Source organism: Dactylosporangium sp. NPDC005572, from assembly GCF_040605515.1.
Classification (GTDB): domain Bacteria; phylum Actinomycetota; class Actinomycetes; order Mycobacteriales; family Micromonosporaceae; genus Dactylosporangium.
The window spans coordinates 24,952-36,665 of record NZ_JBEXCY010000035.1 but is presented as its reverse complement, the minus strand read 5'-3'; the positions used below and the strand labels follow the sequence as shown (position 1 = coordinate 36,665).

General features: G+C 70.1%; 10 protein-coding genes. All 10 read left to right on the top strand.

All coding sequences use genetic code 11. The features are described 5' to 3' along the window. Positions 1-24: 24 nt before the first annotated feature. The 10 genes from ABZS66_RS19655 to ABZS66_RS19610 all read left to right on the top strand — a co-directional run bounded on the left by ABZS66_RS19655 (position 25) and on the right by ABZS66_RS19610 (position 11,664). Entirely contained in the window at positions 25-1,215 is a 1,191-nt protein-coding gene (locus ABZS66_RS19655; protein ID WP_354759512.1) for an extracellular solute-binding protein, read from the top strand. A gap of 69 nt (positions 1,216-1,284) precedes the next feature. Then, complete coding sequence (locus ABZS66_RS19650) at positions 1,285-2,214, top strand: sugar ABC transporter permease (protein WP_354759510.1); 930 nt, start codon at positions 1,285-1,287, stop codon at positions 2,212-2,214. Positions 2,215-2,219: 5 nt separating this feature from the next. After that, positions 2,220-3,110: a carbohydrate ABC transporter permease gene (locus ABZS66_RS19645; protein ID WP_354759508.1), complete on the top strand. Its 891-nt coding sequence runs from the start codon at positions 2,220-2,222 to the stop codon at positions 3,108-3,110. Positions 3,111-3,146: 36 nt separating this feature from the next. Continuing rightward, on the top strand, positions 3,147-4,661 hold the full coding sequence (locus ABZS66_RS19640; RefSeq protein WP_354759506.1) for a beta-galactosidase: 1,515 nt from the start codon (positions 3,147-3,149) through the stop codon (positions 4,659-4,661). Further along, on the top strand, positions 4,658-5,833 hold the full coding sequence (gene dgoD, locus ABZS66_RS19635; RefSeq protein ID WP_354759504.1) for a galactonate dehydratase: 1,176 nt from the start codon (positions 4,658-4,660) through the stop codon (positions 5,831-5,833). The genes ABZS66_RS19640 and dgoD overlap by 4 nt, the downstream gene beginning before the upstream one ends. Further along, positions 5,830-6,588, top strand: a complete 759-nt coding sequence (locus ABZS66_RS19630) for an SDR family oxidoreductase (protein ID WP_354759502.1) — start codon at positions 5,830-5,832, stop codon at positions 6,586-6,588. The genes dgoD and ABZS66_RS19630 overlap by 4 nt, the downstream gene beginning before the upstream one ends. 78 nt (positions 6,589-6,666) lie before the next feature. After that, on the top strand, positions 6,667-7,665 hold the full coding sequence (locus tag ABZS66_RS19625; protein WP_354759500.1) for a LacI family DNA-binding transcriptional regulator: 999 nt from the start codon (positions 6,667-6,669) through the stop codon (positions 7,663-7,665). A gap of 60 nt (positions 7,666-7,725) precedes the next feature. Beyond that, positions 7,726-8,472 carry an IclR family transcriptional regulator gene (locus ABZS66_RS19620; protein ID WP_354759498.1) on the top strand — a complete coding sequence of 249 codons (747 nt, stop codon included), beginning with the start codon at positions 7,726-7,728 and terminating at the stop codon, positions 8,470-8,472. 100 nt (positions 8,473-8,572) lie between these two features. Next, on the top strand, positions 8,573-10,048 hold the full coding sequence (gene glpK, locus ABZS66_RS19615) for a glycerol kinase GlpK (RefSeq protein WP_354759496.1): 1,476 nt from the start codon (positions 8,573-8,575) through the stop codon (positions 10,046-10,048). Positions 10,049-10,113: 65 nt separating this feature from the next. After that, positions 10,114-11,664: a glycerol-3-phosphate dehydrogenase/oxidase gene (locus ABZS66_RS19610; protein ID WP_354759494.1), complete on the top strand. Its 1,551-nt coding sequence runs from the start codon at positions 10,114-10,116 to the stop codon at positions 11,662-11,664. Positions 11,665-11,714: the final 50 nt, after the last annotated feature.

Here is an 11,714-nt window from a genome sequence, read left to right as displayed (position 1 = left end):
GGGAACGGAACATCGAGCAGTACCGTGCGCCTCACGGTGTGGACGTGGAGCAACGAGGCCGCGACCGCCTTCAAGAAGGGCGGCATCATCGACGCGTTCGAGAAGGCCCACCCAGGTGTCGACGTCGAGGTGGTCGCCCAGCTCGACAAGAACTACGAAACGCTGCTCACCACCGGGCTCGCCGGCTCCGGAAGCCCGGACATCGTGGCATTGCGCTCATACGGCGTGCTGTCCAGCTTCGCCGACAGCGGCAACATCGTGCCGCTCGACGATGTCGTGAAGGACTGGGGCGGGTTCAGCAAGGCGGCGCTCACCGGCGCCAAACGGAAGTCCGACGGCAAGCTCTACGCGGTGCCGCAGGGCATCCAGACCGCCCAGGTGTACTACAACAAGAAGGTCTTCGCCGACCTGGGCCTCGCGGTCCCGAAGACCTGGGACGAGTTCGTCTCGGCCGCCCAGAAGATCAAGGGCTCCGGCGTCGCGCCCGTCGTCATCCCGGGTGCCGTCGCCGCGCAGATCTCGCTGGCGGCGGAGGTCATCGGCAACGCCCGCCGTGGCGCCGGCGACTTCCAGCAGGCCTTCCTCGGGGGCCAGAAGAACCTCACCGACCCGGACAACGTGGCCGCCATCGGCCTGATGGAGCAGCTGAAGCCGTATCTCGTCGACAACGTCACATCGGTCACCCTCGACGAGGCGGTCACGCTCTTCGCGACCGGCAAGGCCGCCATGTTCCCCTCGGGGACCTGGCAGGTCACGACGTTCGCCAACCTTGGCGCGAAGGTGGACTACGGGACGTTCGACGTGCCGGCCAACGCCGACTGGCCGTCGAAGAGCGTCACCGTCAGCTACGCCGACGGCGGCTGGGCGCTCGCCAAGCGCAGCGCACACCCGACCGAGGCCGCCGAGCTGCTGAACTGGCTCGCCGGCACCGAGTTCGCCAACCTGTACGCCAACGCCATGGGCACCATCCCGGCCCGCGACGGGGTCACGCTCAAGAACCCGGTGCTGGCCGAGATGTACCAGCGGTACCTGAGCACGCCGTCCGCGTATCTCGGCGCCGCCTACCTCCGCTACGGCACCCCGTCGGGCACCGACCTGATGGGCGAGCAGGTCCAGAAGATCTGGCTCGGCAAGGCCACACCCCCCGCCGCCGCACAGAGCATCCAGACCGGCATCGACGCCTGGTTCAAACCGGGCGACTTCAAGAGCGAGTAGAACGTCGTATCCCGGTCCGGCGGGTACATTCGCCGGGCCGGGCTCCGCCCATCACAGGAGAAGCCCTCCATGGCAAAGACAAGCAGAAGCGTGCGGCGGCCACCACCGATCGTCGTGCTGCTCTTCGTCCTTCCCGCGCTGGCCTTGTTCGGGGTCGTCCTGCTCTATCCGATGGCGAGCGCGCTGGGCTACTCGCTGTTCGAATGGCAGGGCGGCACCAACCTGGTGCGCTTCAACTGGTTCCACAACTTCGTGGTGCTCTTCACCGAGCAGCCGTTCGTCGAGCAGATGCCCCGCGCCTTCCTGCACAACCTCGCCATCTTCGCCGGCACGCTCGTGCTGCAGAACTCGATCGGGCTGTTCCTGGCGGTGCAGTTGCACAAGCTCGGACCCTTCCGGCGGGTGTTCCAGGTGCTCTACACCACTCCGTACCTCGTGAGCCCGCTCGTCGTCGGCTATCTCTGGACCCTGCTGCTCTCCCCCAACTTCGGCCCGATCAACGCCACGCTCAAGTCGGCCGGGCTCGACTCGCTCGCGTTGTCGTGGCTCGGGGAGCCGTCCACGGCCCTGCCGGTGCTCATCCTCGTCAGCGTGTGGCAGTGGATCGGGTTTCCCGTCCTGCTCTACGGCGCGGCGCTCGGGGCCATCCCGCCCGAGCTCGGCGACGCCGCGAGCGTCGACGGGGCCGGCGGCTGGCGCCGCTTCCGCCACGTCACGCTGCCGCTGCTCACCCCGGTGATCGGCACCGTGTCGATCCTGACGTTCATCGGTGCGATGGAGACGTTCACGCTGCCCTACGCCTTCGGCGGCGCGACGGGCTCGCCGGCCGGGGGCACCGACGTGCTGAGCCTGCTGTTCTTCCGCGTCTCGTTCGAGTCGGGCGCGAGCAACGCGCTCGGCGTCTCCTCGGCGCTCGCGACGCTGCTGTTCCTGTTCATCCTGGGCGGCGCCGTCCTCGGCCGGCGTCTGATCCGCGCACAGGAGGACCGGCTGTCGTGACCGACATGGCACTCGCATCCGATGCCGTCGAACCCGCGCCCCCGGGCGCCCCGTCGCCGGCACGCACCCGGCGGAAGCGGTGGACCCCGCAGGCGGTCGCCGTCGGCATCGTGCTCTGGCTGTACGCCGCCGTCTGCGTCCTGCCCCTGCTCACGATGGTGCTCAACTCCTTCCGCACCCACCTGGAGATCGCCACCGACCCGTGGCCGATCCCGAGCGATCCGACCGTGGCCAACTACGTGAGCGCGTGGACGGAGGCCTCCTTCGGGCGGTACGCCCTGAACTCGGTGCTGATCACGATCTGCTCCGTCGCGATCTCCACGGCCGTGTCACTGCCCGCGGCGTACGCGATCGCCAGATGGCGGTTCTTCGGTCGCAACGCGCTGGAGGGGCTGTTCATGTCCGGGCTGCTCATCCCCTTCATGCTGGCGATCCTGCCGATGTTCTACCTGATGGACGGGCTGCGGCTGATCGACTCGCCGCTGAGCCTCATCCTGATCTACTCGGCCAACGGCATCCCGTTCACCACCTTCGTCCTCGTCTCGTTCTTCCGGCAGCTGCCCGGCGAACTGGAGGAGGCGGCCCTCCTCGACGGCGGCAGCCACTTCACCGTCTTCCTGCGCGTCATGGTGCCGCTCGTGCGGCCCGCGATCGCGACGGTGGTGGTCTTCCGGTTCGTGCCGATCTGGAACGACTTCCTGATGCCGCTGGTCATGCTCCGCTCCCGCGACAACTACACCCTCGGCGTCGGCCTCACGACCTTCTTCGGGGAGTACCAGAACGACTGGGCATCGCTGTTCGCGGGCCTGGTCATCACGACGATTCCCCTGCTGGTCCTGTTCATCCTCGCGACCCGGCAGATCATCCAGGGCCTCACCGCCGGCATCGGCAAGTAACCGCCGCACCGCACAACGAAGGACATCGAAGACTCCATGACGACACCAGCCGCCCAGATCGAGGCCCAGGACGTGGCCGCGCTCGTGCGCGAACAGCTCCCCCCGCTCGACGGGGTCCGGCCTCTGGGCCGGGTCGAGATCTCGCGACCCACGACGGCGATCGCCTCCTCCAGACTGGGCATCGGCTTCGAAACCCTCGACCGGAAGATGTTCACCGCCGAGTCGGTGTATCCGCACCTGTCGCGGCTCGGGGCGAAGTGGGCCCGCGTGCAGACCGGATGGAGCCGCTGCGAGACCGAGCGGGGCCGGTACGACTTCGCCTGGCTCGACGAGATCGTCGACAGCCTCGCAGCGGCCGGGGTCGCGACGATGTTCAGCGTCACGTTCGGCAACGAGCTGTACATGCCGGACGTGCCGCACGAGTCCGCGGTCGGCTACGTGCCCGTCTACTACGCGGAGGCGGTCCCGGCCTGGACGGCGTTCGTGCAAGCCCTGGCCTCACACTACCGCGGCCGGGTGAGCCACTGGGAGGTGTGGAACGAACCCAACATCCCCCAGTTCTGGCAGGCCGGACCGGTCAGCGGCCGCGACTACGCCGAGCTCACGCGCATCACCGCCCGCGCCGTGCGGGCCGAGATCCCCGACGCCACGATCATCGGCGGCGCGACCTCGCTCGCCGACCCCGCCTTTCTCGTCGACGCGCTGCGTGCGGGGCTCGCCGATGCGATCGACGCGTTCTCGTTCCATCCGTACCAGATGGTCCCGGAGCACAATCTGCAGAACATGCACGACGTGCTGCGCCGCGTCCTCGACGAGCACTCGCCGGATCGCCGCATCGCGCTGTACCAGGGTGAGAACGGCTGCCCCTCGCAGCTGTCCGGCCATCACGACGACTGGCTCGGGATGTACTCGATGGACCAGGTCGTGCAGGCCAAGTGGATCGCCCGCAGGTTCCTGGTCGACCTCAAGGTGGGCTTCGACAAGGTCTTCTACTTCCACGCGGCGGACCTCATGGAGCGCCCGTACCGTCAGGCCGGTGACAAGGTCAACGCGCCGGTGATGATGGGCCTGATCCACGGCGGGAGCTACGAGCCGAAGTACTCGTTCGAGGTCGCCCGCCGCGTGTGTCATCTCTTCGACGAGCGCACCCGCCGCACCGAGCTCATGTGCCTGTTCACCGAGCGCGATCCCGCCGAGCCCCAGCGCTCGACGCTGATGGCGGCGCCGTATGTCGCCACCTTCGAGCGGGACGGCGCGCCGCTGTTCGCCTACTGGCTGGCCGAGGATCCGCAGCAGCGGGCGCGGCCGGCCACGATCGACGTGGAGCTGTGGTGGGACGACCGGCTCACCCTGGACCGGCCGGTGCTGCTGGACCTGCTCACCGGCGAGGTCTATGCGGTCGACCAGCCGACCGACCCCACCGGTGTGCCGGACCGCACCGACTGGCGCACCCGCGGCATCAGGTACCGGCTGCCGCTGACGGACTACCCGGTCGTCCTCACCGACGCGTCGGTCGTCGCCGAACTCGACGGGTCGTGGCGGTACCGGTGAAGCTCCGATCCCTGACGACGTATATCTGCGACGCGTACCGCACGAACTGGGTCCTGGTGAAGCTCGACACCGACGACGGGATCGAGGGCTGGGGCGAGGCGACGCTCGAGTACCGTGAGCACACCGTCGAGGCGGCGGTCCTGGCACTGCGCCACGGGCTGGCCGGGCGCGACCTCGGCAACATCCAGGGCTGGTGGCAGGACGCCTACCGCGACGCGTACTGGCGTGGCGGCCCCGTGCTGACCAGCGCCCTGTCCGCCGTCGAGATGGCGCTGTGGGACATCAAGGGCAAGGCGCTCGGCGTGCCCGTCCACCAACTGCTCGGCGGCAAGCTCCGCGGCTCCGTCCAGTGCTACGCCAACGGCTGGTTCGCCGGGGCCAGGCACCCGGAGGAGTTCGCCGCGAAGGCGTACGAGGCGGTCGAGTGGGGCTACCGGGCGCTCAAGTGGGACCCCTTCGGGTCGGCCTTCCGCACCCTGACGCCCGCCGAGCTGCGCACCGCGATGGCGACGGTCGAGGCGGTGGGCGAGGCCGTCGCCGGCAAGGCCGACATCATCATCGAAGCGCACGGCCGCTTCGAACTGCCGGCGGCCCGACAGGTCGCCCGGGCCCTGGAACCGCTCGGCGTCCTGTGGCTCGAGGAGCCGCTCATCCCCGGAAACCTGGCGAACTACGCCTGGCTGCGGGAGCAGACCTCGACGCCGATCTCGCTCGGCGAGCGGCTGTACACCCGATGGGAGTTCCGCGAGGTGTTCGAACGCGGCTGCGCCGACGTCGTGCAGCCCGACGTGTCCCACGCCGGTGGCATCTGGGAGACCCGCACCATCGGGGCGTTGGCCGAGCTGTGGCAGGTGGGTTTCGCACCGCACAACCCTTCGGGCCCGGTGGCGAACGCGGCGACGCTGCAGCTCGCCGCCTGCACCCCGAACTTCACCTACCTGGAGACGATGGCGACCGACGTGCCGTGGCGGTCCGAGATCGCCGTCGAAGGCTCGGTCGTGGCGGGCGGCATGGCCGAGATTCCGGACTCGCCCGGGCTCGGCGTGCGGATCGACCTCGAGGCCATCGCCCGGTACCCCTACGTCCGCCACGACCTGCGGCACTACAGCGGCGCCCTCACCGACATCCGTCCGGACGACCAGGTGACGCTGCACGCGAAGGAGGAACGTTGACCCGGCTCGCCCTCGTCACGGGTGCCACCCGCAACCTCGGCCACACGATCGCCAGGCAGCTCGCGTCCGACGGAGCGGCCGTGATCGTCCACGGGATCGACGAAGCGGTCGCGGCGGAGGCCGCCGCGCGGATCGCCGCCGACGTCCCGGGTGCCGAGGTCCACTCGGTCGGGTTCGACCTCGCCGATCCCGAGGCGATCGAGGCCGGCTTCGCCGGGCTGGTCGCCCGCGGGCTCGCGCCGGGGATCCTGGTCAACAACGCCGCCCACCTGGGCGTGGGCGGCGACGACGTGCTCCTGGAGCAGCCACGGTTCCTCCGCGACGTGTTCGAGGTCAACTTCTTCGCCACGCACCTGTGCTCGGTGCTCGCCGCGCGGGAGATGGCCCGCGCCGGCTGCGGTGTCATCGTGAACATCTCCTCACTCGCCGGCGAACGGGCCATTCTCGGCCGGACGGCGTACAACGCCAGCAAGGCCGCGGTCGACGGCCTGACCCGCAGCCTGGCGGTCGACCTGGCCCCGCGGGGAATCCGGGTCAACGCCATCGCCCCCGGTTACATCTGGAGCAACCGGTGGCATCAGATCAGCGACGAGGAGGCGGCCGGACGCCGGGCGCGCATCCCGGCCGGCGAGCCGACGGCCCAGGAGGAGATCGCGCAGCTGGTCAGCTTCCTGGCGGCCGGCCGCGCTCCGACCCTCACGGGCGCGCGCATCGTCATCGACGGCGGCCTGAACGCTCTGCAGGTGCCGCCATAGCTACGCTAACGTCTCGGACTGATCAGTGACGCCAGCGTGTGGAGGAGACGGCAGGTGAAGGGGGCCCAGCCTGAGCGAGTGCGCCTCATCGACGTGGCGACGGCGGCGGACGTCACCAAGAGCATCGTCTCGAGGGTGCTCAACGGCGACCCGACCGTGGCGGTACGTCCGGAGACCCGCCAGCGCATCATCGAGGTGGCACGGGAGCTCGGCTACGAGCCGCACGCCGGTGCCCGGGCACTGGCGAGGTCGCGGACCATGGCTCTGGCGTTGATCGCGCCCTCCATCGACAACCCGCCGTACATCACGATCGCCCGGGGCGCCTACCGCCGCGCCGCCGAGCACGGATACCTGGCGCTGCTCGCCGAGGACTTCGACGAGCAGCCGGCCGGGCGCTCGCTCCTCGACGGTGGCCGGGTCGACGGGCTGCTCATGGGCTCCGCCGTCCCGGGCCATCCGCTCGTGGACGGCCTGCGGGAGTCGTCGTTTCCACACGTGTTCGTCAACCGCGCGGTCGCCGGCTCGGGTCGCAACGTCACCATGAACGTCGGCCGGGCCGGCGAACTGGCGGTGGAGCACCTGGTCGGCCTCGGACACCGGCGCATCGCCCATCTCGCCGGACCGGCCGAGGTGGAGGGCGGCGCCGACCGGGTCGCCGCGTTCGAGCGCGCGATCGCCGCACGGGACCTCCCGCTGCTGCCGACGCAGTTCGGCGGCTTCACCGAGGCGACGGGTTTCGCCGCCGCAAGGACCCTGCTCGACATGGCACCGACCGCGGTCTTCACCAGTTCTCCGGTCCAGGCGATCGGTGTCATCCGATTCCTCACCAACGCGGGGATCCGCGTCCCCGAGGAGATGTCGGTGATCGCGTACGGCGACTTCCCGTCGGCCGGCTTCACCGTGCCCACGATCACCACGATCGCCCTGCCCCTGCTGGAGCTGGGCGCCGCGGCCGTTGACGCGCTCGTCGCCCAGCTCGACGGAGCGCCCCCTCGTGACGTGACCATCCCCGACGAGCCGCGCCTGCTCGTCCGCGAGTCGACCGGACCGGCGCCGGTTCGTGGTCCGACCCGGTGACCACCGTGACGACACCGATGCCGAGGTTCGGCAATGTCGAACGCGCGGTACGCTACCGGTGTGGGCGAGACGATTCAGTCGGTGGAGCGTGCCGCGGCGATCCTGCGGCTGCTCGCCTCGGGCGGGCGCCAGCTGGGCGTCGTGGAGCTGGCTCGCGCGATGGACCTGCCGAAGGGCACCCTGCACGGCATCCTGCGGACGCTCGTGCACGTCGGCTTCGTCGAGCAGGACGTCACCACCGGCAAGTACCGGCTCGGCGGCACGCTGCTGCACCTGGGCAGCAGCTACCTGGACGTCAACGAGCTGCGTTCGCGCTCGACGAACTGGGCCGACGCCCTAGCGGGCCGCAGCGGTGAGAGCGTCTGGATCGGCACGCTGCACGAGGGACGGGTGCTGGTCATCCATCACGTCTTCAGGCCGGACGACTCCCTGCAGACGCTGCAGATCGGCACGCTGCTGCCCGTCCACGCCACCGCGGTCGGCAAGGTGCTGCTCGCCTTCGACCCGTACCGGGAGCTCACCACACCGCTGTCCGCCTACACCAAGGCCACCATCGTCGACGTCGACGTCCTCGACACCGAGCTCGAGCAGATCCGCAGCCGTGGCTGGGCCGCGGAGCTCGAGGAGTTCGAGGAGGGCGAGGTCGGCATCGCGGCCCCGATCAAGGACCAGCGGGGCGTGATCGTCGGTGCCATCGGCATCCGCGGCGCGGTCGAGCGGCTGACCAGCGGCGGCGACCTCCAGCTGACCGCGTTGTCCTACGTCCGCGACGCCGCGCGGGCGATCTCGCGCGACTTCGCCCGCTGACGAGATCACACTCCCGCGTCCTTGTGACACCTGGGGACAACCGCATACCATCCAACCTGCGTTCGGCATTGCCGAACGATGATGGCGGAAGGGGTCGCTCTTGCCAGCCGAGAAGTTCATTGCGGCGATCGATCAGGGAACGACGTCGAGCCGGTGCATCGTGTTCGATCACCGCGGGAACATCGTCTCCGTCGCGCAGCGCGAACACCGCCAGATCTATCCCCGACCGGGCTGGGTCGAGCACGACGCGGACGAGATCTGGCAGGCGGTGTCCGCCGTGCTGGCCGACGCGGTCAGCGGCGCCGGTCTGCGTCCGGGCGAGCTCGTCGCGCTCGGCGTCGCCAACCAGCGGGAGACGACGGTGCTGTGGGATCGCCGGACGGGGCGCCCGGTGGCGCCCGCGATCGTCTGGCAGGACACCCGCACCGACACGCTGCTGCACGAACTGGCCGGCCATGCCGAACTGTTCCGCGAACGCGCCGGCCTTCCACCGGCGACGTACTTCTCCGGCCCGAAGATCCGCTGGCTGCTGGACGAGACGCCCGCCCTGCGTGAGCGGGCCGAGCAGGGCGACGTGCTGTTCGGCACCATCGACAGCTGGCTGATCTGGAACCTCACGGGACGGCACGTCACCGACGTCACCAACGCCAGCCGCACCATGCTGATGAACCTGCACACCCTGCAGTGGGACGACGAGATGCTCGATGTGATCGGCGTTCCGCGCGCGATGCTTCCGGAGATCCGCCCGTCGGCCGAGGTGTACGGGTACACCACCGACGGCGTGCCGGTGGCCTCCGCGCTCGGAGATCAGCAGGCCGCGTTGTTCGGCCAGACGTGCTTCGAACCGGGCGCGACCAAGAGCACGTACGGCTCGGGCAGCTTCCTGCTGATGAACACCGGCCCGGAACCGGTGTGGTCGAAGCACGGCCTCCTCACGACCGTCGGCTACCAGATCGGCGATGAGCCCGCGACGTACGCGCTCGAGGGCGCGATCGCGGTGACCGGGTCGTTGGTGCAGTGGCTCCGGGACAACTTCGGCCTGATCTCCACAGCGTCTGAGGTCGAAACCCTGGCCCGCACCGTTGCGGACAACGGTGGGTGCTACTTCGTTCCGGCATTCTCCGGACTGTTCGCCCCGCACTGGCGCAGCGACGCCCGCGGCGTCATCGCCGGCCTGACGGCCTTCGTCACGAAGGGACACCTCGCCCGGGCGGCACTGGAGGCAACGGCGTTCCAGACGTACGACGTCGTCGAGGCGATGAACGCCGACTCCGGCGTGCCGATCACGACCCTGCGGGCCGACGGCGGGATGACCATCAACAACCTGCTCATGCAGAACCTCGCCGACATCCTCGCGGTGCCGGTCGTACGCCCGGTGGTCGCCGAAACGACCTGCCTCGGCGCGGCGTACGCCGCCGGCCTGGCGGTCGGCTACTGGCCGGACCTCGACAGCCTGCGCGCCAACTGGCACAGGGCCGGTCAATGGCTGCCGGTGATCACCGAGGAGACGCGCCGCCGGGAACTGCACAACTGGCGCAAGGCGGTGCGGCGAACCCTCGACTGGATCGATGCCTAGCCACGCTTGAGCCCGAAACGTCGACCCGCCGCATTGCCGGCCAGAACCGCCCACAGGAGACCACCATGCCCATCGCCGCGCTCTCCGGACGAGCACAGACCCGCGCCGAACTCGCCCAGAGCACCTACGACCTGCTCGTCATCGGTGGGGGCATCCTCGGCACCGCCGTCACCTGGATGGCGGCGCAATCCGGGCTGCGGGTGGCGATGGTCGACGGCAGCGACTTCGCCGGAGCCACGTCGAGCGCCTCGAGCAAACTCGTCCACGGTGGCCTGCGCTACCTGCAGACCGGCAACGTCAGACTCGTCACCGAGAACCACCGCGAACGTCGCACCCTCGCCTCGGACGTCGCGCCCCACCTTGTCAAACCGCTGACCTTCCTGGTGCCGATCTACCGTGGCGGTCCGCACGGCGCGGCGAAACTCGGCGCCGGTGTGTTCCTGTACTCGGCACTGTCGGCGTTCGGCGACGGCCTGGGTCGTGTCATCACCCCCCGGCAGGCAGCCGACCGGGTTCCGGCGCTGCGGACCACCGGCCTCAGGGCGGCCGCCGTCTACGGCGACCACCAGATGAACGACAGCCGGGTGGCCGTCATGACCGTGCAGGCGGCGGTCGCCGCCGGCGCCGATGTCCTCAACCACGCCCGGGTCGTCGGTCTGCGAACCACCCAGGGCCGGGTCACCGGCGCTGATGTACGCGACCAGATCGACGGCGTCGAGTTCGGCGTCAACGCCCGGCTCGTGCTGAACGCGACCGGTCCGTGGGTCGACCACCTGCGCCGGCTGGAAGACCCGGCCGCAGCCCCGAGCGTCCGGCTGTCCAAGGGCGCGCACCTGGTGCTCCGCCGGGCCGAGGCCTGGCAGGCCGCGCTGACGATCCCGATCGACAAGTACCGCGTCTCGTTCGCGATCCCGTGGGAGGACCACCTTCTGCTGGGCACGACCGACGAGCCGTACGACGACGACCCGGCCGCCGTCGCGGTCACCGACGCCGACATCCGGCAGATCCTCGACGAGGCCGGCCACGCGGTCGCCGACCACCAGCTCCGGCGCGAGGACATCACCTATGCGTTCGCCGGTCTGCGGGTGCTGCCCGGCGGTGCGGGCGACGTCAGCGAGGCCAAGCGGGAAACCGTGCTCACCCGGGGACGCGGCGGCATGCTGTCGGTCGCCGGCGGCAAGTGGACCACGTACCGGCACATCGGCAGGGTCGTCTTCGATGCGCTCACCAGGCTGCCCGGCCGTCCGCTCGGGGCCACGATCGCCCGCGGGCCACGGACGGTCCCCCTGCCCGGACTCGCCAACGCCGACGCGGTCGCCCGCCGCCTCCGATCGGAGCCCGAACGGAGCGTCGCCCTCGCGCCCGACATCGCCGGGCACCTCGCCTCACACTACGGATCCGTCGCGTTCGACCTCGCGAAGCTGATCCGTGACGACCCGGCACTCGCCGAACGGGTCCACCCCGACGGTCCCGACATCTGGGCGCAGGTGGCCTACGCCCGCGACCGGGAGTGGGCCGCCACCGTCGAGGACGTCGTGCGGCGGCGTACCACACTCACCGTCCGCGGCCTGGACACTGCGCTGGTCCGTGAGCAGATCCGAAGCGCCCTGGCATAGCTCCGGCACCCCGAGATGCAGCTCTTGGAGGGATGCCGGAACTGCCGGCG